The organism is Bradyrhizobium sp. SZCCHNR1093, from assembly GCF_032381175.1.
Taxonomy (GTDB): Bacteria; Pseudomonadota; Alphaproteobacteria; order Rhizobiales; family Xanthobacteraceae; genus Bradyrhizobium.
Map to the genome: position 1 here is coordinate 64,018 of NZ_JAUHJJ010000017.1, position 21,659 is coordinate 85,676.

Annotated in this window: 25 protein-coding genes; 19 read left to right on the forward strand and 6 right to left on the reverse strand. The window is 64.9% G+C overall.

Features of this window, described 5'->3' with window-relative positions; all coding sequences use genetic code 11:
* The first annotated feature begins 52 nt into the window (after window positions 1-52).
* The 9 genes from phnC to QX070_RS31370 all read left to right on the forward strand — a co-directional run bounded on the left by phnC (window position 53) and on the right by QX070_RS31370 (window position 8,430).
* Complete coding sequence (gene phnC, locus QX070_RS31330; protein ID WP_315741001.1) at window positions 53-862, forward strand: phosphonate ABC transporter ATP-binding protein; 810 nt, start codon at window positions 53-55, stop codon at window positions 860-862.
* A gap of 79 nt (window positions 863-941) precedes the next feature.
* Window positions 942-1,874: a phosphonate ABC transporter substrate-binding protein gene (gene phnD / locus QX070_RS31335; protein ID WP_315741002.1), complete on the forward strand. Its 933-nt coding sequence runs from the start codon at window positions 942-944 to the stop codon at window positions 1,872-1,874.
* A 95-nt stretch (window positions 1,875-1,969) separates the two neighbouring features.
* Window positions 1,970-2,854, forward strand: a complete 885-nt coding sequence (phnE, locus tag QX070_RS31340) for a phosphonate ABC transporter, permease protein PhnE (RefSeq protein WP_315741003.1) — start codon at window positions 1,970-1,972, stop codon at window positions 2,852-2,854.
* Window positions 2,851-3,699, forward strand: a complete 849-nt coding sequence (gene phnE, locus QX070_RS31345) for a phosphonate ABC transporter, permease protein PhnE (RefSeq protein ID WP_315741004.1) — start codon at window positions 2,851-2,853, stop codon at window positions 3,697-3,699. The genes phnE (QX070_RS31340) and phnE (QX070_RS31345) overlap by 4 nt, the downstream gene beginning before the upstream one ends.
* A gap of 159 nt (window positions 3,700-3,858) precedes the next feature.
* On the forward strand, window positions 3,859-4,866 hold the full coding sequence (locus QX070_RS31350; RefSeq protein ID WP_315741005.1) for an ABC transporter substrate-binding protein: 1,008 nt from the start codon (window positions 3,859-3,861) through the stop codon (window positions 4,864-4,866).
* A 52-nt stretch (window positions 4,867-4,918) separates the two neighbouring features.
* Window positions 4,919-5,734 (forward strand): ABC transporter permease, encoded by an 816-nt coding sequence (locus QX070_RS31355; RefSeq protein ID WP_315741006.1) that lies wholly within the window; start codon window positions 4,919-4,921, stop codon window positions 5,732-5,734.
* A gap of 4 nt (window positions 5,735-5,738) precedes the next feature.
* Complete coding sequence (locus QX070_RS31360) at window positions 5,739-6,524, forward strand: ABC transporter permease (protein ID WP_315741007.1); 786 nt, start codon at window positions 5,739-5,741, stop codon at window positions 6,522-6,524.
* A gap of 5 nt (window positions 6,525-6,529) precedes the next feature.
* Window positions 6,530-7,591 (forward strand): ABC transporter ATP-binding protein, encoded by a 1,062-nt coding sequence (locus QX070_RS31365; protein WP_315741008.1) that lies wholly within the window; start codon window positions 6,530-6,532, stop codon window positions 7,589-7,591.
* Window positions 7,588-8,430: a phosphodiesterase gene (locus tag QX070_RS31370; protein WP_315741009.1), complete on the forward strand. Its 843-nt coding sequence runs from the start codon at window positions 7,588-7,590 to the stop codon at window positions 8,428-8,430. Before QX070_RS31365 ends, QX070_RS31370 begins: the two co-directional genes overlap by 4 nt.
* 36 nt (window positions 8,431-8,466) lie before the next feature.
* On the opposite strand, the gene phnF is transcribed toward QX070_RS31370, so the two are convergent.
* The gene (phnF, locus tag QX070_RS31375; protein WP_315741010.1) at window positions 8,467-9,192 is read right to left on the reverse strand and encodes a phosphonate metabolism transcriptional regulator PhnF; all 726 of its coding nucleotides are present in this window, start codon (window positions 9,190-9,192) and stop codon (window positions 8,467-8,469) included.
* A 118-nt stretch (window positions 9,193-9,310) separates the two neighbouring features.
* Between phnF and phnG the strand changes: the two genes are divergently transcribed.
* The 9 genes from phnG to QX070_RS31420 are packed head-to-tail and all read left to right on the forward strand — an operon-like array spanning window position 9,311 to window position 16,269.
* Window positions 9,311-9,766 carry a phosphonate C-P lyase system protein PhnG gene (gene phnG, locus QX070_RS31380; protein WP_315741028.1) on the forward strand — a complete coding sequence of 152 codons (456 nt, stop codon included), beginning with the start codon at window positions 9,311-9,313 and terminating at the stop codon, window positions 9,764-9,766.
* Window positions 9,766-10,377 (forward strand): phosphonate C-P lyase system protein PhnH, encoded by a 612-nt coding sequence (gene phnH / locus QX070_RS31385; protein WP_315741011.1) that lies wholly within the window; start codon window positions 9,766-9,768, stop codon window positions 10,375-10,377. The genes phnG and phnH overlap by 1 nt, the downstream gene beginning before the upstream one ends.
* A 3-nt stretch (window positions 10,378-10,380) precedes the next feature.
* On the forward strand, window positions 10,381-11,484 hold the full coding sequence (locus QX070_RS31390) for a carbon-phosphorus lyase complex subunit PhnI (RefSeq protein WP_315741012.1): 1,104 nt from the start codon (window positions 10,381-10,383) through the stop codon (window positions 11,482-11,484).
* The gene (locus tag QX070_RS31395; RefSeq protein WP_315741013.1) at window positions 11,481-12,365 is read left to right on the forward strand and encodes an alpha-D-ribose 1-methylphosphonate 5-phosphate C-P-lyase PhnJ; all 885 of its coding nucleotides are present in this window, start codon (window positions 11,481-11,483) and stop codon (window positions 12,363-12,365) included. Before QX070_RS31390 ends, QX070_RS31395 begins: the two co-directional genes overlap by 4 nt.
* On the forward strand, window positions 12,358-13,152 hold the full coding sequence (phnK, locus tag QX070_RS31400) for a phosphonate C-P lyase system protein PhnK (protein WP_315741014.1): 795 nt from the start codon (window positions 12,358-12,360) through the stop codon (window positions 13,150-13,152). Before QX070_RS31395 ends, phnK begins: the two co-directional genes overlap by 8 nt.
* A 19-nt stretch (window positions 13,153-13,171) precedes the next feature.
* Window positions 13,172-13,870, forward strand: a complete 699-nt coding sequence (phnL, locus tag QX070_RS31405; protein WP_315741015.1) for a phosphonate C-P lyase system protein PhnL — start codon at window positions 13,172-13,174, stop codon at window positions 13,868-13,870.
* A gap of 14 nt (window positions 13,871-13,884) precedes the next feature.
* Complete coding sequence (locus tag QX070_RS31410; protein ID WP_315741016.1) at window positions 13,885-15,042, forward strand: alpha-D-ribose 1-methylphosphonate 5-triphosphate diphosphatase; 1,158 nt, start codon at window positions 13,885-13,887, stop codon at window positions 15,040-15,042.
* On the forward strand, window positions 15,039-15,680 hold the full coding sequence (gene phnN, locus QX070_RS31415; protein ID WP_315741017.1) for a phosphonate metabolism protein/1,5-bisphosphokinase (PRPP-forming) PhnN: 642 nt from the start codon (window positions 15,039-15,041) through the stop codon (window positions 15,678-15,680). Before QX070_RS31410 ends, phnN begins: the two co-directional genes overlap by 4 nt.
* Entirely contained in the window at window positions 15,658-16,269 is a 612-nt protein-coding gene (locus tag QX070_RS31420) for a pyridoxamine 5'-phosphate oxidase family protein (protein ID WP_315741018.1), read from the forward strand. Before phnN ends, QX070_RS31420 begins: the two co-directional genes overlap by 23 nt.
* A 46-nt stretch (window positions 16,270-16,315) precedes the next feature.
* Here QX070_RS31420 and QX070_RS31425 read toward each other — a convergent pair whose 3' ends face one another.
* From QX070_RS31425 to QX070_RS31435, 3 genes are all read right to left on the reverse strand, one after another.
* Complete coding sequence (locus tag QX070_RS31425; protein WP_315741029.1) at window positions 16,316-16,537, reverse strand: hypothetical protein; 222 nt, start codon at window positions 16,535-16,537, stop codon at window positions 16,316-16,318.
* A gap of 1,288 nt (window positions 16,538-17,825) precedes the next feature.
* Window positions 17,826-18,149: a multidrug efflux SMR transporter gene (locus tag QX070_RS31430; protein ID WP_315741019.1), complete on the reverse strand. Its 324-nt coding sequence runs from the start codon at window positions 18,147-18,149 to the stop codon at window positions 17,826-17,828.
* Between the two features lie 195 nt (window positions 18,150-18,344).
* Window positions 18,345-18,605, reverse strand: a complete 261-nt coding sequence (locus tag QX070_RS31435) for a hypothetical protein (RefSeq protein WP_315741020.1) — start codon at window positions 18,603-18,605, stop codon at window positions 18,345-18,347.
* 212 nt (window positions 18,606-18,817) lie between these two features.
* Here QX070_RS31435 and QX070_RS31440 point away from each other — a divergent pair, with 212 nt between their 5' ends.
* The gene (locus tag QX070_RS31440; RefSeq protein WP_315741021.1) at window positions 18,818-19,792 is read left to right on the forward strand and encodes a quinone oxidoreductase; all 975 of its coding nucleotides are present in this window, start codon (window positions 18,818-18,820) and stop codon (window positions 19,790-19,792) included.
* Between the two features lie 92 nt (window positions 19,793-19,884).
* Here the strand turns inward: QX070_RS31440 and QX070_RS31445 are convergent, their stop codons facing one another.
* Entirely contained in the window at window positions 19,885-20,160 is a 276-nt protein-coding gene (locus tag QX070_RS31445) for a hypothetical protein (RefSeq protein ID WP_315741022.1), read from the reverse strand.
* A 218-nt stretch (window positions 20,161-20,378) separates the two neighbouring features.
* On the reverse strand, window positions 20,379-21,245 hold the full coding sequence (locus QX070_RS31450; protein ID WP_315713006.1) for a hypothetical protein: 867 nt from the start codon (window positions 21,243-21,245) through the stop codon (window positions 20,379-20,381).
* Window positions 21,246-21,659: the final 414 nt, after the last annotated feature.

The window sequence follows — 21,659 nt, forward strand, 5'->3', positions numbered from 1 at the left end:
TGTAGAATCCAGACGCTAGCGATAGGCCAGAGCGAGGCGTCTGGAGAATTCAATGCTGGTGGTGGATGGCCTGACGTGCCGTTTTGGCATGAAAGCCGCAGTCGACAATGCATCCTTCTCAGTTGCACCCGGCAGCTTCGTCGGCGTGATCGGGCGTTCCGGCGCCGGCAAGTCGACCTTGCTGCGGTCCATCAATCGTCTGAGCCCGGTGAGCGGCGGCCGCATCCTCTTCAAGGATCTCGACGTGACGGCGCTGCGCGGCCGCGATCTGCGGCAGTGGCGTGCGCGCTCGGCGATGATCTTCCAGCAGTTCAATCTGGTCGGCCGATTGGACGTGCTGACGAACGTGCTGATGGGGCGACTCGCCGAAATCCCGTCGTGGCGCTCGCTGGCGCAGCTCTGGCCGGCGGAGGATGTCGCCATGGCGCTGTCCGCGCTCGAGCAGTTCGACATGGCCTCCCTCGCAGCGCAGCGCGCCGATCAGCTCTCGGGCGGGCAGCAGCAGCGCGTCGCGATCGCGCGCGCGATGGTGCAGAACCCCGAGATCATTCTCGCAGACGAGCCGATCGCCTCGCTCGATCCCCGTAACACCAAGATCGTGATGGACGCGCTGCTGCGCATCAACAAGCATTTCGGCATCACCGTCGTCTGCAACCTGCATTCGCTCGATCTGGCGCGCAGCTATTGCGATCGCCTGATCGGCATGGCGACCGGACGGATCGTGTTCGACGACGTGCCGTCGGCGCTGACGGCGCAGATCGCACGTGAGCTCTACGATCTCGAGGCGGACGAGGTGATGGGTTCGATCCATCCGGCACCGGCGGCAACGGTGCCGGCACTCGGCGAAGCCGCCGTGGCCTGAGACGCGGATTTCTGCAAGCTCGAGCTTCCGCATGGCGCGGGGGCGAGACCTGTTCCTTACTGCAACAAGAGGGCATGTTATGATCAATCGTCGCATCGTTCTGGCGGGCGTCGCTGCGCTGGCTTTCACGGCCTCGGCGTCAGCCGAGGACTGGAAGGCGAAGTATCCTGAGCTGACCTTCGCCGTGGTCCCGGCAGAGAACGCTTCGGGTGTCACCGAGCGCTGGACGCCTTTCGTGAACTATCTCTCGAAAGAGCTGGGCGTGAAGGTGACGCTGCGTATCGCCAACGATTACGCGGCCGTGATCGAAGGTCAGCGCGCCGGCAACATCCACATCGCGAGCTATGGCTCGGCGTCGTTTGCCCGCGCCCGGCTCACCGGCGTCAAGACCGATGCCTTCGCCAACGACATCAACTCCGACGGCAGCACCGGCTATTATTCGGTGTTCTTCGTCAAGGCGAGCAGCCCGTACCGGAAGGTCGAAGACCTCAAGGGCAAGAATCTCGGCCTCGTCGATCCGAACTCAACGTCGGGCAACAACGTGCCCCGCTTCGAGCTCAACAAGATGGGCGTGACCGACGCCGAGACGTATTTTGGCAAGGTTGTCTTCACCGGCAGCCACGAGAACGCGGTGCTGGCCCTGTCCCAGGGGACTGTCGACATCGCGGCCAACCAATGGACGAGCGACAACGATTCGACGTTGGCCCAGATGCTGACCAAGGGCATGCTGAAGAACGCTGACGGTTCGCCGATGAAGAAGGACGACTTCCGCATCATTCACAAGTCGGCGCCGATCATCAACGGCCCCTACGCCTACAACACGGACCTGCCGGACGATCTGAAATCGGCGATCGCCAAGGCCTTCTTCGATGCGCCGATCAAGGACAAGGCCGCCTTCGACCGTCTCTCCGACGGCCAGAAGAAGGGCTTCCACCCTGCCACGACGAAGGACTGGGACGGCACGATCGACCTGATCAAATTCGTCGACAGCCTGCGCAAGAAGGCGTCCTGATCGACGATCCATCGATGGTAAGCCGGGTCCCGTGGGGCCCGGCTCGTCCGTTGAAGAATCCCTCACACGTCCGAACCAAGAGCAGCACGAGCCCGATGGCTGTTGCCGTTTCGATCCTCCCAAGCCAGCAGCTTGCGGCTCTGAACGAGACCTATCGGCGGGCCGTTTCGCGCCGTCGATTGCGTCTTGCCCTGTCCGCCATGGTATTCCTGGCGGTGCTCTTCGCCGCGGCCATCGGTGCCGAGGTCAATCTGCGGACGTTCTATACCTACTTCGGCAACTTCATCAGCTACTTCGATCGCATCTTCACGCTCGACGACGGGCAGCGGGTCTGGACCAATCTGCCCGAATGGTTCTGGGGCTTCAAGAAGTGGATCAAGCTGCTGGCAGAGACGCTGCTGATCAGCTACGTCGGCACGATGGCCGGAATGCTCGTCGCATTCGGTCTCAACTTCCTCGCCGCCGAGAACACCTCGCCCGCGCCGTGGATCCGCTTCACGGTGCGCCGGCTCCTGGAATTCGCCCGCACCGTTCCGAGCGTCGTGTTCGCCCTGATCTTCGTCATTGCTTTCGGGCTTGGGCCGATCCCGGGCGTGCTCGCCATCGCCCTTCATTCGAGCGGTGCGCTCGGCAAGCTGTTCTCCGAGGTCGTTGAGAATGCCGACATGAAGCCGGTCGAGGGCGTGCGCGCCACCGGCGCGAGCTGGCTGTCTTGCATGCGATTTGCCGTGCTCCCTCAGGTTATTGCGGGTTTCTCCAGCTACACCTTGCTGCGCTTCGAGATCAACGTGCGCGAGGCTTCCGTGATGGGCTTCGTCGGCGCTGGCGGCATCGGCCAGGAGCTCGTGGTCGCGATCCGCAAGTTCTACTATTCCGACGTCAGCGCCATACTCGTCATGATCGTGGTCACGGTGTTCCTGATCGATATCGGCACCGGCTGGCTACGCGGCCGCCTGTTCGGCTCGGAGGCCCGCACATGAGCATCTCCGGCTCACCGGACGCGAAGCAGCTTGCCGAGCGCTACCCGCATATTTTCAATCGGTCCCTGTCCGCACGTTTCGCAACGCCGGTCGTGCTGCTGCCGGCTCTGGCCATCTTCGTCTTTGGTCTCGTCGATCTCGACTTCTCGCCGTCGCGGATGCTGTCCGGCCTCGGCCAGCTCGGCTGGATCGCGCGAATGATGCTGCCGCCAGATCCTGGCTCGTCGCTTCCGATCTATCTCAAGGCGCTCGGCGAGACGCTCTCGATCGCGGTGCTCGGCACCACCTTGGCGGCCGTCTTCGCGCTTCCGGTCAGCCTGCTTGCGGCCAGGAATATCGTCCCGTCGGCCGTCTTCCGCTTTCCGGTGCGTCGCCTGTTCGACACCATTCGCGGCGTCGACACGCTGATCTGGGCGCTGGTCTGGATCAACGTCGTCGGCCTCGGGCCCTTCGCCGGCGTGCTGGCGATTGCGGTTTCGGATTTCGGTGCGCTCGGCAAGCTGTTCTCGGAGGCGATGGAGAGCGCCGACCGGAAGCAGGTTGAGGGCGTGCGTGCGGCCGGCGGCAGCGCGTTGCACGAGATCCGCTTCGGCCTGCTGCCGCAGGTTCTTCCGGTGATTGCCGGCCAGGTGCTCTACTTCATCGAATCCAACACGCGCTCGGCGACGATCATCGGCATCGTCGGCGCGGGCGGCATCGGGCTACAACTGGCCGAGCAGATCCGCGTGCTGGAATGGCAGAAGGTGTCGTTCCTGATCCTGATGATCCTGGTGGCGGTGGCCGCGATCGACTGGATCTCGGGCAAGCTGCGCTTTGCGATCATCGGTCGCCGCGCCGTCGCTTGAACGTCGCGGCATCTGAAGGTTGCGATCGTTCGTTGACGAACGATCAAGGTGCGGCTTTGGCTGTGTGCACTGCACTTTCTGTCGCAAATCCTTCATGTGCGGCCGTTAGGGGAAGCTCCGGAACTGGCCGCCGTGCCAGGGAATACGGAGTCTGTCTTCATGAAGGTCACCCGCCTCGTTCTCGCTCTTCTCGCGCTGTGTGTTGCCGCGTTGTGGCAGCCGGCCAAGGCCGCGGACGTCATCTGCTACAACTGCCCGCCGGAATGGGCCGACTGGGCCTCGATGCTCAAGGCGATCAAGACCGATCTCGGCTACGACATTCCACACGACAACAAGAACTCCGGCCAGGCGCTGGCGCAGATCCTCGCCGAAAAGAGCAACCCCGTCGGCGACATCGGCTATTTCGGCGTCACCTTCGGCATGAAGGCGAAGGCGCAGGACGCGCTTGAGGCTTACAAGCCCGCGAACTGGGATCAGGTCCCCGCCGGCTTGAAGGATGCGGATGGCTACTGGACTACGATCCACTCCGGCACGCTCGGCCTGTTCGTGAACAAGGACGCGCTCGGTGGCAAGCCTGTTCCGGCCTGCTGGAAGGATCTGCTCAAGCCCGACTACAAGGGCATGGTGGGCTATCTCGATCCGAGCTCGGCGGCCGTCGGCTATGTCGGCGCCGTTGCCGTCAACCTCGCGCTCGGCGGTTCGCAGGCCGATTTCGAGCCGGCCCTTACGTTCTTCAAGGATCTGCGCAAGAATGATCCGATCGTGCCGAAGCAGACGTCCTATGCGCGCGTCGTCTCGGGCGAGATCCCGATCCTGTTCGACTACGACTTCAACGCCTACCGCGCGAAGTATACCGAGAAGGGCAATTTCGAGTTCGTCATTCCCTGCGAGGGCTCGGTGGTCTTCCCCTATGTGGTCGGCCTGGTGAAGAACGCGCCCGACAAGGACAAGGCGAAGAAGGTCATCGACTATCTGCTCTCCGACAAGGGCCAGGCGATCTGGACCAATGCCTATCTGCGTCCGGCGCGCCCGATCGAGCTGCCGGAATCGGTGAAGAACAAGTTCCTGCCGGACAGCGACTACGCTCGCGCCAAGAGCGTGAACTGGGGCGATATGGAAGCCGCACAAAAGGGCTTCGTCGACCGCTACCTGTCCGAGGTTCGCTAAAGGAGCGCCGCGCCTCCGCCGGAGACGATCCGGCGGAGGTGCACTTGATCACATGTCGCACAAATCCTTCGTCCGGCTCTGTTTGCTGCCCCTGGGAGCCGTCACCTCTGCATTCTTCCTGTTGCCGATGGCGAGGCTGCTCGTCACCGGCGCCGAGGGACCGCACGGTCTGGCCGAATATCTCGCCATCATCCTCGAGCCGCGCTACCGCGCGACACTTCTCAACACGCTGACGCTGGCGGCGGCCACCACGATCGCGACCCTGGTCATTGCGACGATCGCCGGCCTGTTCCTGCAGCGTCACCGGTTTCCGGGCCGCGCGGTCCTGGTCGCGATCCTGACGTTTCCGCTCGCGTTCCCGGGCGTCGTGGTCGGCTTCATGATCATCCTTCTGGCTGGCCGCCAGGGGATGATCGGGGAGGTCTCGTCCCGGCTCACCGGCGACAAGCTCGTATTCGCCTATTCGATCTACGGGCTGTTCCTCGGTTATCTCTATTTCTCGATTCCGCGGGTGATCCTCACGATTATGGCTGCCGCGCAGAAGCTGGACCCCGGTTTGGAGGAGGCGGCCCGATCGCTCGGCGCGAGCCCCTGGGCCGTGCTGCGCGACGTGATCCTGCCGGCGCTGACCCCGGCGCTGATCGCGTCCGGCGCGATCGCGTTCGCGACGGCGATGGGTGCGTTCGGAACGGCATTCACCTTGGCCACGAACATCGACGTGTTGCCGATGCTGATCTACACGGAGTTCACGCTGGCCGGAAACCTGGCCACCTCGGCGGCGCTCTCGGTCGGCCTTGGCCTGATGACCTGGCTGATGCTCGCATTGGCGCGCTCCTTCGCCGGCAGCTCGGTGGCAGCGGCAGGGTAGGCACGTGCGCGACAGAGTCATCTTCATCCTTCAACTACTGTTCACACTTCTGGTCGCCGCCTTCCTGGCCGTGCCGGCCGGCCTTTCGATCGCCGCGGGCGTGACCGTCAACTACTTCCGCGGCATTCAGTCCGGCGTGACGCTGCAGTGGGTGGCCCAGGTCTGGGAGCTCTACGCGGGCACGATCATGGCATCGATCCTGATCGCGCTGGGCACGCTGGCGGTCACGCTCGTGGTCGGTGTTCCCGCTGCCTACGCGCTCTACGTTCGCGGCGGACGGCTGGCGCGGCTGGTCGAGGAGATCATCACCTTGCCGCTCGCGATTCCCGGGCTCGCCATCGCGCTGGCGCTGCTGCTCACCTATGGTGGCTTCGGCAGCTTCCGTCGCTCATGGCTGTTCATCCTCGCCGGCCATGTGATCTTCACGATGCCTTTCATGGTGCGCTCCGTGATGGCTGTGTTCGCGACCATCGACGTCAAGTCGCTCGATGAGGGCGCCGCGTCGGTCGGAGCCGCGCCATGGCGCCGCTTCATCGATGTCATCGTTCCCAATGCCGCGCCGGGGATCCTGGCCGGCAGCCTCATGGTGGTGACGCTATCCCTCGGAGAATTCAACTTGACTTGGATGTTGCATACGCCGCTGACCAAGACGCTGCCGGTCGGCCTCGCCGACAGCTACGCATCGATGCGGCTGGAGGTCGCATCCGCCTACACGCTGATCTTCTTCGTCATGATCATCCCTCTGCTGGTGGCCATGCAATGGATCGGCGAGAGAGGGAGCCTGCGGTGAGCCCGATGACCCGGCATGGAGCCGCGCTGAAGGTCGAGAATTGCGGCAAGACCTTTGCCGACGGGACCTGCGCGCTCGCGCGCGCCACGCTCGACATCGCGCAGAGCGAGACGCTGGTGCTGTTGGGGCCGTCCGGCTGCGGCAAGACCACGTTGCTGCGGATCGTGGCCGGGCTCGAAACACCCGATGCGGGCGGGCGCGTGCTTTTCGACGGCAAGGATCTGACGAGGCAGCCGATCGAGAAACGCAATGTCGGCATGGTGTTTCAATCCTACGCGCTGTTCCCCAACATGACCGTCGCTGACAATATCGGCTACGGGCTCAAGATCCGCGGCGTGCCCAAGCCGGAGCGCGCCGCGCGGGTCGCCGAGCTGGTCGCGCTGACCAACCTCGCCGGCCTCGAAGATCGGCGCATCGATCAGCTCTCGGGCGGTCAGCGCCAGCGCGTCGCGCTCGCGCGCGCGGTCGCCATCCGGCCGAGCGTGCTGCTGCTCGACGAGCCGCTCACAGCCTTGGACGCAGCGCTCCGCGAGCGGTTGCGCGGCGAGCTCAACGGCCTGTTGCGTACGCTCGGCATCACCGCAATCTACGTCACGCATGACCAGGCCGAAGCCATGGAGCTCGGCGACCGCATCGTCGTCATGCGCAAGGGCGCCATCGCCCAGGTCGGGACGCCGCGCGAGATCTATTTCACGCCCGCCGACCGCTTCGTCGCGGAGTTCGTCGGCGCGGCCAACATCATCGAGGCTCAGGTCGACTGCGCTCACCTCGTTCTGCCCGGAGGGAGACAGCCGATCGCTGAGCCCGGCTCGCGCAGCAAGGCGGTGGCGATGGTTCGGCCGGAAACGATCGGCATCGTCGACGCGGCGGCATCGTGCCTGACCGGCCTCGTCGACAGCGTCCGCTTCGCCGGTGATCGCCAGCGGATCATCGTCCGCGACGCCGCCGCCGTTCCACTGACGGTGGACGCACCGAATACGATCAGGGTCAGCGCGGGTGAGCGGATCGGCCTGTCGATTGAGCCGAGCGCCATTCGTCTGCTGCCGGAGCAAGGCGGATCAGCATGACTAGGCGTCCCGTCACCATCGCACAGATTTCCGATCTGCACATCAAGGCGCCCGGCCGGCTCGCCTACCGCCGGGTCGATACGGCGCGTGCGCTGGCCCGTAGCATCGCGGAACTCAACCGGTTCGAGCCGAAGCTCGATCTGGTGGTGATCTCGGGCGATCTCGCCGATACGCCGTCGCCGGCCGAGTACGATCATCTCAAGGATCTTCTCGGCGAACTCGAGATTCCATTCGCCGCCGTGCCCGGCAATCACGATTCACGCGAGCTGATGCGCGCGGCGTTTCCGGGCACTCTCCATGGTGGACCTACCGGTCCGCTGAACCGGCATGTGGCGTTGGCCGATCTCGATCTGCTTCTGCTCGATTCCAGCGTGCCCGGCCATCCGCATGGCGAGCTCGATGAGGCGAGTCTCCAATGGCTCGACGCCGCGCTGTCCGCCTCCAGCGAAAAGCCGGCCTTGCTGTTTCTGCATCATCCGCCGTTCGCCACTGGCATCTGGCACATGGACCGGCAGAACCTGCGCAACGCCGACGATCTCGCGGCCATCCTCACGCGCCATCCGCGGGTGCAACTGATCGGATGCGGTCACGTCCACCGCGCGGCACTGACCCGGTTTGCCGGCATTCCCTGTGCGATTTGCCCGGCACCGAACCATGCCGTCGCTCTCGACCTGGCCGAGCTTCGACCCCCATCCTTCCGGATCGAGCCGCCGGCCTTTCACCTTCATGCCTGGTTTCCAGGACCGGGATTCGGAACGGTCGTCACGCATCAGGTGCCGATCGGGGATTTCGACGGGCCGCATCCGTTCTTCAATCAAGACGGCACGCTCATCGACTGAGCGCGCAAGGACGCGACAAAGCCATGGATGTCTGGTCTAGCTCTCGACCTCGAACGTCACGCGCTCCGCGGCGAAGCGCGAGCGCTTGCTGACGAGCGGCGTCGCATCGGCATCGATGTCGGTGCTGTCGACGACTAGCACCGGGCGCCCAATCGCGAGGTCGAGCCGTGCGGCGTCGCTTGCGTCGGCGATGGCTGCCGTGATCCTGGTCGTGCCGCGGCGATAGTCGCGAATGCCGTAATGCGCGAGCAGCGCCGTCATCGAGCGGACCGACGCGAAGATGTGACCGGCCTCGGGAAATCGCTCGGACGACAGCCAGGACGTGCTGACGCAGATCGGGGTCTTGTCGGCAAGACGCAGTGCCTCGATTCGGACCAGCGGAGCACCCGTCTTCAATCGCAGCTCGCGCGCGAGTTCGCGCGTTGCGGGCTCTTCGGACGCTGCGATCAACTGCCCACGAGGCTCACGCCCGCCGGCGCCCACGATCTCGGAGAACCTGGTTCGCGATCTCAGCGGATATGACAGACGAGGCGCTTCGACATAGGTGCCGCTGCCGCGCTCGGCGCGCACGAGGCCGCGCTGCGCCAAGGTCGCGAGCGCGCGCCGTACCGTATGACGGTTGACGCGGTAGGTTTCGGCGATCTCGGTCTCGCCGGGCAGGCGCGTGCCGGCGGCGAAGCGGCCGTCGGCGATGTCGCGCTCGATGCCGTCGGCCACCCGCCGCCACAGCGCCACGCCCGAATCGGCGCCCTGCATGCTCATCGCGGCTCCCCGCTGTCCGGCCTCGAAATCACGTCCATGTCATCAAACAGTCATGGCGCTTCGATACGAAGTTGTCTATTAACATAGACAACTTCGTATCGGCAAGATCGGGATGAAGATGGACGGCGAGACGGCGATGCAGGACCGGCGCAGGGCGGTGATGCGGGTATTGGCGCATGCCTCGCATGCGGACATCCGCGCCAGGCTCGATGGCCTCGCGCTGCCTGAGCATCGCGACCTGCGCCCGGCGGAGAATGGCCTCGTGATGCTGCGGGGCCGGATCGGCGGTGATGGAGCGCCGTTCAATGTCGGCGAGGCGACGGTGTCGCGCGCCGCGGTACGGCTGGAGAGCGGCGAGGTCGGGTTCGGCTATGTGCTCGGACGCGACGCCGCCAAGGCGCGTCTGATGGCGCTGTGTGACGCGATGATCCAGTCACCAAGCCACACGCGATCGATCGAGACGCAGGTGGTTGCGCCGCTGCAGGCGCAGATGCGCACTTCGCGCGAGCACCGCGCAGAGGAGGCTGCGGCCACGCGTGTCGATTTCTATACGATGGTGCGAGGAGAAGGCTGATGGCTGCCGCCGCTTCCGATCTGCAGCCTGGTTTCGCCGACAATGTCCTGTCCGCGCAATCGACCTTCCGTACCGTCATGGAGGCCATGGCGCGTCCGGGAAATGTGCGGCAGGTCGAGGTCAATGTCGGCCGGCCCTCGTCCATGATGCCTGGTGCTGCCGCGATCGCGTTGACGCTGTTCGATCATGATACGCCGATCTGGCTCGATGCGCCGCTCGCCGGCACGCCCGAGGTCGGCGCCTGGCTCAAGTTTCACACCGGGGCGCCGATCGTCGCCAATGCCGCGCTCGCCTGCTTTGCAGTGGCGGCGGACCCCGAAGCGCTGCCTGATTTGAATTCATTCGCGCTCGGCAGTGCTGAGTACCCCGATCGCTCGACGACGCTGATCCTGCAGGTGCCGAGCTTGTCCGGAGGGCCGGCGTTCAAGCTGCGCGGTCCGGGCATCGACGGGACGACATTGTTCCGTGCAACGGTCGCGCCCGCCGACCTGTTCGAGCGGCTGTCGATCAATGAGAAGCTGTTTCCGCGTGGTGTCGATGTGGTGCTCGTCGATGGCTCGTCCATCGTCGCCATCCCGCGGACGACCCGACTCGTTTCCGCAGGAGAGTAAGGCATGTATGTCGCCGTGAAAGGTGGCGAGCGCGCCATCGAGAACGCGCACCGGCTGCTGGCGCATGAGCGCCGGGGTGATCGCGACGTGCCGGAGCTGTCGCTGGCGCAGATCTCCGAGCAGTTGGGGCTTGCCGTCGATCGCGTGATGACCGAGGGCTCGCTGTACGACCGCGAGCTCGCGGCGCTCGCAATCAAGCAGGCGCGTGGCGATCTGATCGAGGCGATCTTCCTGGTGCGCGCCTTCCGCGCGACCTTGTCGCGCTTCGGCGCAAGCGAGCCGGTCGACACCGGCGCGATGCGGGTGCAGCGGCGCGTCTCCTCGACCTTCAAGGACATTCCCGGCGGCCAGGTGCTCGGGCCGACCTTCGACTATACGCATCGGCTGCTCGATCCGCAGTTGGCGGCAGGCGCCGAGCCGGAGCCGCCGGCCCGTGCCGAGGCGCCGAATGCGCCGACGCCACGTGTCACCGACATTCTCGGCCAGGACGGCTTGATCGAGCCGTCGCCGCAAGCCGAGGTTGGCGCGCCGGTCGGCGATCTCACCCGCGATCCCCTAGGCTTTCCCGCCGATCGTGATCTGCGGTTGCAGAATCTCGCACGCGGTGACGAGGGGTTTCTGCTCGCGCTCGGCTACTCGACCCAGCGCGGCTATGGCCGCAATCATCCCTTCGCCGGCGAGATCCGCTTCGGCGAAGTCGAGGTCGAGTTCTTGGCCGAGGAGATCGGCTTTGCGGTGCCGCTCGGATCGGTCGAGCTGACCGAATGCCAGATGGTGAACCAGTTCAAGGGGTCGGCCACCGAGCCGCCGTGCTTCACGCGCGGTTACGGTCTCGCCTTCGGGCAGAGCGAGCGCAAGACGATGTCGATGGCCCTCGTCGACCGAGCCTTGCGCGCGCGCGAGCTCGGCGAGGATATGGTTGCACCGGCGCAGGATGAGGAGTTCGTGATGTCGCACTCCGACAATGTGCAGGCGACCGGGTTCGTCGAGCATCTGAAGCTGCCGCACTATGTCGACTTCCAGTCCGAGCTCGGCCTGCTGCGCAAGCTGCGCCAGGAGTTCGCCGAGGCCAATGCCGCTCCTGAATTGAAGGAAGCTGCGGAATGAACGCGCCGACGTACAACTTCGCTTATCTCGACGAGCAGACCAAGCGGATGATCCGCCGCGCGATCCTGAAGGCGATCGCGATTCCGGGCTATCAGGTGCCGTTCGCGAGCCGCGAGATGCCGATGCCCTATGGCTGGGGCACCGGCGGCGTGCAGGTCACCGCCGCCATTCTCGGTCCCGACGACGTGCTCAAGGTCATCGACCAGGGCTCGGACGATACGACCAATGCGATCTCGATCCGCAAATTCTTCGCCAAGACTGCGGGCGTCGCGACCACGACGTCGACGGAAGAGGCGAGCGTGATCCAGACCCGTCACCGAATTCCCGAGGCGCCGCTTCACGAGGGGCAGGTGCTGGTCTATCAGGTGCCGATCCCGGAGCCGCTGCGCTTTCTCGAGCCGCGCGAGACCGAGACCCGCCGCATGCATGCGCTGGCCGAGTATGGACTGATGCACGTCAAGCTCTATGAGGACATCGCACGCTTCGGTCACATCGCGACCTCCTACGCCTATCCGGTCAAGGTCAATGCGCGCTACGTGATGGATCCGTCGCCGACGCCGAAGTTCGACAATCCCAAGATGGACAATTGCCCGGCGCTGCAATTGTTCGGCGCGGGACGCGAGAAGCGAATCTATGCCATTCCGCCGTTTACATCGGTCGTCTCGCTGGACTTCGAGGACCATCCGTTTACGCGCTACAAGTTCGACGCGCCCTGCGCGCTGTGCGGCGCGGAGGATTCCTATCTGGACGAGATCGTGACCGACGACAAGGGCAGCCGCATGTTCGTGTGCTCCGATACCGATTACTGCGAGGGCCGCCAGGCGTCCGGACATCGTGGCGCGCAGAGCGCCGCCCCGCACAGGGAGAGCGCCCATGGCTGAGATGATCAGCGCCTCCGATCAGCCGCTGCTCGTCGCCGAGGGGCTTGCAAAGAGCTACGGCCGGTTGGCGGCATGCCGCGACGTCTCGTTCGTGCTCTATCCCGGCGAGGTGCTCGCCATTGTCGGCGAGTCCGGCTCGGGCAAATCGACACTCTTGCAGATGTTGTCGGCGCAACTGGCGCCGACGGCTGGCCGCGTGTCCTATCGGATGCGTGACGGGGTGCTGCGCGATCTTGCCGGGCTCGGGGAGTCCGAACGCCGTTTTCTGTTTCGCACCGATTGGGGCTATGTCCATCAGGACCCGGCGCAAGGCCTGCGCATGGCGGTTTCGGCGGGCGCCAATGTTGGCGAGCGGCTGATGGCGGTCGGCTGGAATAACTATGGCCGGATCAGGCAGACCGCCTCGTCATGGCTCGCGCGCGTGGAGATCGACGTCGCCCGCATCGACGATGCGCCGCGGACCTATTCCGGCGGCATGCGGCAGCGGCTGCAGATCGCGCGCAATCTCGTGACCGAGCCCAGGCTCGTGTTCATGGATGAGCCGACTGGGGGGCTCGACGTGTCCGTGCAGGCGCGCCTGCTCGATCTGATGCGCAGCCTCGTCAACGAGCTTGGCCTCGCCGCCATCGTCGTGACCCACGATCTGGCCGTGGCGCGGTTGCTGTCTCATCGTGTGATGGTCATGAAGGAGGGGCGGGTGATCGAGACCGGTCTCACCGACCAGGTGCTCGATGATCCGCGCGAGCCTTACACGCAGCTCCTCGTGTCCTCGATCCTGCCGCCATGATGCAATTGGGCCCAATGCGATGACCGTGATGATCGATGTCGAGAATGCAGAGAAGACCTTCACCATGCATCTGCAGGGCGGCATATCGCTGCCCGTGGTGCGCGGCGTGTCGTTCCAGGTCAAGGCGGGCGAATGCGTCGTGTTGTCGGGACCGTCGGGCGCTGGCAAGTCGTCGATCCTGAAGATGATCTTCGGCAATTACCGTTGCGATGGCGGCCGCATCGGCGTCCGGCACCAGGGCGAGATGACCGATCTCGCCGGCGCCGAGCCGCGCCTGGTCCTGAATGCGAGGCGGCAGACCATCGGCTATGTCAGCCAATTCCTGCGCGCGGTGCCGCGCGTCCCTGCACTCGATGTTGTTGCCGAACCGCTGCTCGCGGCCGGCTTGCCGCGCGACGATGCGCGGGTGCGGGCAGGTGGGCTGCTGCGACGGCTGAACATTCCCGAGCGGCTGTGGTCGCTGCCGCCGTCGACCTTCTCGGGCGGCGAGCAGCAGCGGGTCAACATCGCGCGCGGCTTCATCTCCGAAGTTCCGGTGCTGTTGCTCGACGAGCCGACCGCGTCGCTCGATGCGGCGAACCGCGCGGTTGTGGTCGACCTGATCGCAGCGAAGAAGAAGGACGGAGTGGCGATGCTCGCGATCGTGCATGATGACGAGATCCGCGCGCAGATTGCGGATCGCATGGTCGACGTCATGACATTCGCCGCGGCGGCGTAAAGGGACAATTGCAGATGAGCGCGAACATGTCCGATCTCGTGATAGGAAATGCCAGGCTGGTCCTCGCCGACCGCGTCGTCGAGCAGGGCTGGGTGGCGATCGCGGGAGGCCGGATCGCCGAACTGGGCGAGGGGACAGCGCCGGTTGGCAGCCTGGATGCCGGCGGCGACCTGTTGATGCCCGGCCTGGTCGAACTGCACACCGATCACCTCGAAGCGCATTTCGTGCCGCGCCCGAAGGTCTACTGGGATCCCGTTGCTGCCGTCATTTCCTATGACGGGCAGCTTGCGACCGCGGGCATCACGACGGTGCTGGATTCGCTGCGGGTGTGGAGCGAAGAGGGCGCCGAGGGCGTCGACGGCCAGGCCAATGTGCTCGCGGATGCGATCGCGACGGCGCGCGACGGCGGGTTGCTGCGGTCCGATCACTTTCTGCATCTGCGCTGCGAGGTGCCGATGCCGACCGTGGTCGAGGAGGCGCGGCAGCTGGCCGGGCGCCCGGATGTGCGGCTGATGTCGCTGATGGATCATACGCCCGGGCAGCGCCAGTTTCGCGACGAAGGCAAGCTGCGCGACTACTATCGCGGCAAGAGCGGCGGCAAGACCGATGCAGAGCTCGACGTGATGTTCGCGCGGCGATTCGCCTATCAGCAGGCCTATGCGGCACCGAACATGCGCGACATCGTTGCGCTGGCGAAGACCCATGACGTACCCCTGGCCAGTCATGACGACACCACTGAGGAGAACGTCGCGGACGCGATCAAGGACGGCATCGCAGTCGCGGAGTTTCCAACCACGATGGAAGCCGCGCGGGGCCTTCACCAGGCGGGCATCAGCATTCTGATGGGCGCTCCCAACGTCGTGCGCGGCGGGTCTCACTCCGGCAATATCGCCGCCGTGGACCTCGCGCGCGAGGGCCTGCTCGACATTCTGTCGTCGGACTACGTACCGTCGAGCCTGCTGATGGGCGCGCTGCAATTGCCGCAGCGGGTGCCCTCCATCGATCTTGCCGCAGCCGTCCGCACCGTCACCAAGGCGCCCGCCGATGCCGTCGGCCTGCATGATCGCGGTGAGATCGCCGCAGGCAAGCGTGCGGACTTGATCCGTGTTCATGTCGCGGGACAGTTGTCGGTCGTGCGCAGCGTCTGGCGGGAAGGGCAGCGGGTGGCATGAGCGGAACCGAGGTTGCATCGGCGAAGACATCCGAGAAGCTCGGTCCCGGCCGCCTGATCCTGGTGGTCGGGCCGAGCGGCGCGGGCAAGGACACCTTGCTCAACGTGGCGCGCCGCGAATGCGCCAGCGATGACCGGATCGTTTTTCCGCGGCGGATCGTCACGCGCGAGGCCTCGGCTTTCGAGGATAATCTCGAGATGAGCGCGTCCGCTTTTCGTGAGGCGCTCAGCGCCGGTGAGTTCGCGCTGCATTGGGAGGCCCACGGACATGACTACGGCGTGCCGCGCGCGATCAAGAATGACATCCTGGCCGGCCGCATCGTGGTCGTGAACGTCTCGCGAACGATCATTCCCGCCGCGCGCCGGGACTATGCCGACGTCATCGTCGTCGCCATCACTGCGCCGGCAGATGTTCTCGCCGAACGGCTCGGCAAGCGGCACCGTCCGAGTGACGGCGATATCGGTGAGCGTCTTCACCGGGCGGTGAGCGAAGACACCGTGGCGGATGTCACGATCGTCAATGTCGGCGATCCCGAGCCGCACGGTCACAGGCTGGCGGAAATCATCAAGCGACCGATCGACGCAGAACCGATCGGATCCGAGGGAGGAGGCGGCCATGTCGATCATCACCACGATTGAGCAGCTCGAGGCGATCTATGGCGAGACGGGGCTGGCATCGACGGCGAAGGTGGCTGATCGCGTGACGCCGCACTACCGGATCATGATCGAGAAGTCGCCGTTCGTGGCGCTCGCGACCTGCGGTCCTGAAGGTCTCGACTGTTCGCCCCGCGGCGATCTTCCCGGCTTCATCCGTATCCACGATGACAAGACCCTGATGATGCCGGATCGCCGCGGCAACAATCGCGTGGATTCCCTGCGCAATATCGTGCGCGATCCGCGGATCGGTCTGCTGTTCCTGATTCCGGGATCGGGCAATACACTGCGTGTGAACGGACACGGTCATCTGTCGACGGCTCCCGATCTGTTGGAGTCGTTCCGGATGGAAGGCAAGCCGCCGCGCTCCGTCCTGGTCATGGCGGTGGAAGAGATCTACTTCCAATGCGCCCGCGCGATCGTTCGTGCCGATCTCTGGAACCCTGACAAGCGCGTCGACCCGCGGCAACTGCCGACGCCGGGACAGATTCTTGCGGCGATGACGGCCAACGATATCGACAGCGCGGCGTACGATCGCGAGTGGCCCGAGCGCGCGCGGAAATCCTTGTGGTGAATTCGGCGCGCGGCTCTTCAAAAAGGGAAGGCCGGGCTCCGAAAGATCAGGCTGCGACGTCGAGCAGGCGTGAGGATCCTCTGATGAGAACCTTGCGCCCGGCGACGGTGAGCGTCGCGGCGCCATTGTCGATTGCGACGAGTCCAAATGCAGTGAGCTCGTCGACAATCACGCCGTTCAGCCTGCGGCGTTCACGCGCGGGAATGCGAAGCGCCTTCAGCGTCTCCCATTGGTCCGGCGTGAGCTCGTGTTCGATTTCCGCGTTCATGCTGCCTCGAATGTTGACGTCCCGCACCCGTCTTAGAAAGTCCGCGTGACGAAGATGCGACCTTCATGCATCCGTACTGATACGGTTCACGTCATTACGCTCGAACCCACCGGCGATTAATTCAAATTTGAATGATCGCGAATGTGGTGCTGCATTGCAGCTCGCCGTGTTGGTAGCGGTGAACGATCGTCCGGCGTTAACAGATAATTAAGGTGTGTGGGCGGCGCACAACGGTAACGCCGCTGTCACATCGGTGTGTCAAACGGCGCCATCGTCCTGCTCGAATCGGCCGGCGCATGTTTGAAACGAAACACGTTGAATGGCTGACCTGACCGACGTTTCGCCGCTGCAGTCGAACCGCAGAATCTGGTTGCGCAGCCTGGGCGGACTGGCCCTGAGCCTCTCGATTGCGGCTGTGGCCGTGTATGTCCTGGCACGCGCCGTCAAGAAGCTCGACTTCGTTCATGTTCTGTCGATCGTCGAGGCCACGGACCTTCATCTGATCGCGATGGCGCTGGCGTTCATCGTCCTCTCCTACGCCAGCCTCACGCTCTACGACCTGTTCGCGTTGCGGACGATTGGCCGGCGGGACATTCCCTATCGCGCGGCCGCGCTCGGCAGCTTCGCGAGCTACCCGATTGCGCACGGCATCGGCGCGGTCGCGTTGATCTCGCCGCTGGTTCGATATCGGATCTACGCGCCGTACCGGCTCGGTGCGATCGACATCGCCAATATCAGCTTCCTCACCGGACTGACCTTCTGGCTCGGAAATCTCACCGCGCTCGGCCTGAGCTTGATGATTGATCCGGACGCCTTCGGATGGGTGGAGTATTGGCCGCCGGCGCTCAACCGTCTCGTTGCCGCGGGACTGCTTTGCGCCGTTGCCGCCTTCGTCGTGTGGAGCTGGCCGGGGCGGCGAAGCGCCCGCTGGCCCGTTCGATTGCCGTCCGGGCCCGCTGTGCTGCTGCAGATCCTGGTCGGACTGGTCGAGCTCAGCACCGCGGCGCTGGCAATGTACGTCCTCATGCCGGCGGAACTCGGCATCGATCTCGCGCGGTTGATGGCGGTCTTCATTGCCGCGACCTTGCTTGGATTTGCCAGCCATGCCCCGGCCGGCATCGGCCTGTTCGATGCAACGATCCTGCTGGGCCTGGGCGGCGATCAGGAGCGGCTGCTCGCGGCGCTGCTGATCTTCCGTGCGCTCTATCATCTGCTGCCGTTCGTGCTCGCCCTCGCCGTGTTCGGCAGCGTCGAACTCTCGCGATCCTGCCGGAGATCGTCGCCCGTGTCAGACCGGCGAGTTCAGCTTCAGCCCGATCATGCCGGTGATGATCAGCGTGAGGCAGAACAGCCGCGTCGGATCCGCCGGCTCGCTGTAGAGGATCATGCCGGCGAGAATGCTCCCGGCCGCGCCGATCCCGGTCCATACCGCATAGGCGGTGCCAAACGGCAGTGAGCGCAGCGCGAGCGACATCATCGCGAAGCTGAGCAGAATGGCGATCACGGTGGCGACGCTGGGCCAGAAGCGCGTCAGGCCGTCGGAATGCTTCAGGCCGAGCGCCCAGATGATCTCGAGAGCTCCCGCCGCGAACAGAGCAAGCCAGCCGTTCATGAGGGCCGCGCACCCAATGGCGTGGCATCACCCACGGATCCGAGGCCGACCTCGCGAAGCCGCGGATCGCCTGCATCCAGCAGTCCGGCCATTTCGTCATCTCCGCGCCGGTCGAACCTGCCGTCCATCTGCATGGTTTGCGCGACGCGCATATGACAGCTGCGAGCGCCACGCAGTCATCGGCGTGCGTCGGGTCTATCTCTCCTCCATCATCGTGAATACGAATCCCGTCAGCGTTGCGCCGACAGCAAAGGACAGCGTCAACACACCGACGAAGATCACGAACGTCACATGCGGATCGAGACTGTGGGCGATCAGGGTCGAGACGCCGAACGCATCCAGTTGGATCAGCGCGAAGGCGAAGCCGAGCCCCATGGCGATGCCCATGAAGGTGTGGGAGGCCAGCTCGATCAGCATGGCCAGATTGACCGCTGCGCTGCGTCGTTTGGGCGCCATGGGCTCGGACTCCATGCCTATGGCCATGAACGCTGGAACGGCAAACGTTGTTCCTGTGCCGGCTGGCAAAGCCGATTGCCAAACCGAGCCGACAGCGGCTACGGATGACCGAGGTTCGGCCGCGGAAGAACAAGGGCTCGAACGGCCCGCAACGGCGCCGGCGCGGCCGGGCGGCGCGGCGTCGCGCAATCCGACAGGGAGGATGACAACCCATGACGAACGCCATTCGTTTCCACAAGACCGGCGGTCCCGAGGTCCTCGCTTGGGAGCAGATCGAGGTCGGCAAGCCCGGCCCCGGCGAGGCGCGCATCCGCCATACGGCGGTCGGGCTCAACTTCATCGACATCTACAATCGCTCCGGGCTCTATCCGGTCCAGCTTCCGAGCGGACTGGGCAGCGAGGGCGCCGGTGTGATCGAGGAGCTGGGCGAAGGGGTGACGGACCTGAAGGTGGGCGACCGCGTCGCCTACGGCTCGTCGCCGCTCGGCGCCTATTCAGAGGCGCGGCTGATGCCGGCCGCGCTGCTGCTGAAGCTGCCCGATGACATCGATGACAAGACCGCCGCGGCGATGATGCTCAAGGGCCTGACCGCCCAGTACCTGATCCGGCAGACCTACCGCGTCAAGGCGGGCGAGACCATCCTGCTGCATGCCGCCGCCGGCGGTGTGGGCCTCATCCTCGGCCAGTGGGCCAAGCATCTCGGCGTTCACGTCATCGGCACCGTATCCAGCGATGACAAGGCGCAGCTGGCCAGGGCGCATGGCTGCGAGCATACCATCATCTATACGCGCGAGGACTTCGTCGCGCGCGTCGGCGAGATCACCGGCGGCAAGAAGGTGCCTGTCGTCTATGACTCCGTCGGCAAGGACACCTTCCTGAAGTCGCTCGATTGCCTCGCGCCCCTCGGCTACGCCGTGCTGTTTGGCCAGTCCTCGGGCGCCGTCGATCCGCTCAATCTCGGGCTGCTCGCGCAAAAGGGCTCGCTGTTCGTGACCCGGCCGACGCTGTTCACCTACGCGGCCAAGCGTGAGAGCCTGGTCGCGATGGCCAACGAGCTGTTCGACGTGGTCAAGTCGGGCGCGGTGAAGATCGAGGTCAATCAGACCTATCCGCTCAAGGACGCGGCCCGGGCACACGCCGATCTCGCGGCGCGCAAGACGACCGGCTCGACCGTCTTTCTGGTCTGATCCGACGTGCCCTTCCGGGGGGGCCTGCTGCAGGTGCCGGCTCACCTGTTTCGTCGTCGCCGCACCATGTGGCACGGGCCGGCGCAGTCCGGTCAAACCTGCTCGTGCTTGCGCAGATCGCGAAGGTGATCGAACTGGACCGCCTGCAGGTCGGCGTCCCGCCCATCGATCTCGGGCAGGGCGGCTTCGGACATGATATCGGCCGTGACGTCCGCAACCGACCGGTCGACGATCTCGTGGATGAAGCTGACGTTCGAATATTCCCCCGACGCGATACGCGCAACGACGTCGCGCCGGGTCATTTCAGGATCGACCACGGCCTCGCGTCCGCGCCGGCCGTAGTCGATCATCACGACGAAATACTGCATGGAGCGCCGGTTCGCCTTCGGCTGACTGTGATGCTCCATTATTTCTTTAAATCAGAATTTTGTCAAGGCTGATTCGGTCCACCCTCGCCTCAGCCGACTCCATCCTCCGCCTGCGCGGCCATGACCACACCGGCATCGGCCGCAGAAATAGTCCAGGCGATGTGACGTGGCGTGCGGAAGCATGTTCCCGCACGCCATGAGGACCGCGTGATCGCCCATCACTGCACGTTGAACGTCGCGCCGGGACATTCGGTGGTCACGCTGATGGGGATCCCCTGCGCCGCCGCCGCGGTCGGCTTCGGCTTCGCAACCACCTTCCAGCGGCCGGGCTTGTTCAGCCAATATCTGTGCCTCGATGTCGCAATGCGGCGCTCGGTATAGGTCGTGCCCTTCCAGATCAAGGGGCCCTTCGGCTTCGGTGCCGCGACCTCATGCCACGGTCCGAACTCGCCGAAGTCCATGAACCACAGATGCCATTCGAGCTTCTGATATTCATGATGGGACGCGACCACCTCGACGATGGGGCGGCCGTTCAGCCACGACACCTCGTCCTCGAGTGGCTTGATCTGCTGGCAACGGGTATGCAACGGCTCCTGAACGCGAAGCAGATCGTCTCGCTGGCTTTGCGTGAGCATCGCCGAGGTGACGGGCAGTCCCACGTTCGGATCATCGGCCGGATATGAGCAGATCGGCACCGTCGGCGGCCCCTGGCCCGTCCAGGGATTGTTGCTGCAATAGACTCGCCTCGTCACCGACGAAATGCCGGTGGTCGCCGTTTCCTCCGCCTTTCCGGTTTCCCGGTCCCAGACACCGCTGAACGTCGTCTTTTGATTCGGCGGACAGGCCACGGTCTTGTGGGCCGTCCACCAGTGCGAAACCTCGAATTCATAGTACGAGTAGCGCGGCTCTGGATACAGCACGGCTCTGACGCTGGTCAGCGCGTGGTGCGCTTCGCACGCCGTTCCATAGGTATCCAGCCAGCACACGAGGTGGAAGTTTTCGTTCGGCCAGCATCCCGCACGCGCCGACGACGTAAAGCCGAGTGCGGCGATCACCAAGGTAAAGGCAAGAAGATATCTCCGCATGGCGTTTCCCATGATGGCGTTTCCCCATGTCCCGCCTGTGCAGCCACAGGTTGACGATGAGTTTGCTCCGGCGCGGCGCCTGGTCCTTGATCGGGATCAATCCGCTTGCGCGACGTCGGCAACGTCGGCCGGATATCGGCGATGAGGCGACGGCGCAGCAGGTCCGGCTCGCTGGCGGGCGCGTGTATCGTCGGGGCGGGTCCCCGCTTGGAGCCGAGATAGCGGAAGACCAGCCTGTCCCACCGCCGCCTCCGAATGCCGACTGCTACGTCCATGGCGATGAGCTGCGGGTCGAGGACTGATCCGGGCGCCGGGCGCGGCTGGTGGCAAGGCGTCATGCCCGTCGAGGCTGGGCAAGAACTCAGTGTTCACGGTAAGATTTGGGGGCATGACGAATCGGCCGTTCAAGAGCGG

Excerpts from the sequence above, each read along its gene's own strand:
- phnC (WP_315741001.1), top strand. The coding sequence starts at position 53 with ATGCTGGTGGTGGATGGCCTGACGTGCCGTTTTGGCATGAAAGCCGCA.
- phnD (WP_315741002.1), top strand. The coding sequence starts at position 942 with ATGATCAATCGTCGCATCGTTCTGGCGGGCGTCGCTGCGCTGGCTTTC.
- phnE (WP_315741003.1), top strand. The coding sequence starts at position 1,970 with ATGGCTGTTGCCGTTTCGATCCTCCCAAGCCAGCAGCTTGCGGCTCTG.
- phnE (WP_315741004.1), top strand. The coding sequence starts at position 2,851 with ATGAGCATCTCCGGCTCACCGGACGCGAAGCAGCTTGCCGAGCGCTAC.
- QX070_RS31350 (WP_315741005.1), top strand. The coding sequence starts at position 3,859 with ATGAAGGTCACCCGCCTCGTTCTCGCTCTTCTCGCGCTGTGTGTTGCC.
- QX070_RS31355 (WP_315741006.1), top strand. The coding sequence starts at position 4,919 with ATGTCGCACAAATCCTTCGTCCGGCTCTGTTTGCTGCCCCTGGGAGCC.
- QX070_RS31365 (WP_315741008.1), top strand. The coding sequence starts at position 6,530 with ATGACCCGGCATGGAGCCGCGCTGAAGGTCGAGAATTGCGGCAAGACC.
- QX070_RS31370 (WP_315741009.1), top strand. The coding sequence starts at position 7,588 with ATGACTAGGCGTCCCGTCACCATCGCACAGATTTCCGATCTGCACATC.
- phnF (WP_315741010.1), bottom strand. The coding sequence starts at position 9,192 with ATGAGCATGCAGGGCGCCGATTCGGGCGTGGCGCTGTGGCGGCGGGTG.
- phnG (WP_315741028.1), top strand. The coding sequence starts at position 9,311 with ATGGACGGCGAGACGGCGATGCAGGACCGGCGCAGGGCGGTGATGCGG.
- phnH (WP_315741011.1), top strand. The coding sequence starts at position 9,766 with ATGGCTGCCGCCGCTTCCGATCTGCAGCCTGGTTTCGCCGACAATGTC.
- QX070_RS31390 (WP_315741012.1), top strand. The coding sequence starts at position 10,381 with ATGTATGTCGCCGTGAAAGGTGGCGAGCGCGCCATCGAGAACGCGCAC.
- QX070_RS31395 (WP_315741013.1), top strand. The coding sequence starts at position 11,481 with ATGAACGCGCCGACGTACAACTTCGCTTATCTCGACGAGCAGACCAAG.
- phnK (WP_315741014.1), top strand. The coding sequence starts at position 12,358 with ATGGCTGAGATGATCAGCGCCTCCGATCAGCCGCTGCTCGTCGCCGAG.
- phnL (WP_315741015.1), top strand. The coding sequence starts at position 13,172 with ATGACCGTGATGATCGATGTCGAGAATGCAGAGAAGACCTTCACCATG.
- QX070_RS31410 (WP_315741016.1), top strand. The coding sequence starts at position 13,885 with ATGAGCGCGAACATGTCCGATCTCGTGATAGGAAATGCCAGGCTGGTC.
- phnN (WP_315741017.1), top strand. The coding sequence starts at position 15,039 with ATGAGCGGAACCGAGGTTGCATCGGCGAAGACATCCGAGAAGCTCGGT.
- QX070_RS31420 (WP_315741018.1), top strand. The coding sequence starts at position 15,658 with ATGTCGATCATCACCACGATTGAGCAGCTCGAGGCGATCTATGGCGAG.
- QX070_RS31425 (WP_315741029.1), bottom strand. The coding sequence starts at position 16,537 with ATGAACGCGGAAATCGAACACGAGCTCACGCCGGACCAATGGGAGACG.
- QX070_RS31430 (WP_315741019.1), bottom strand. The coding sequence starts at position 18,149 with ATGAACGGCTGGCTTGCTCTGTTCGCGGCGGGAGCTCTCGAGATCATC.
- QX070_RS31435 (WP_315741020.1), bottom strand. The coding sequence starts at position 18,605 with ATGGCGCCCAAACGACGCAGCGCAGCGGTCAATCTGGCCATGCTGATC.
- QX070_RS31440 (WP_315741021.1), top strand. The coding sequence starts at position 18,818 with ATGACGAACGCCATTCGTTTCCACAAGACCGGCGGTCCCGAGGTCCTC.
- QX070_RS31445 (WP_315741022.1), bottom strand. The coding sequence starts at position 20,160 with ATGCAGTATTTCGTCGTGATGATCGACTACGGCCGGCGCGGACGCGAG.
- QX070_RS31450 (WP_315713006.1), bottom strand. The coding sequence starts at position 21,245 with ATGCGGAGATATCTTCTTGCCTTTACCTTGGTGATCGCCGCACTCGGC.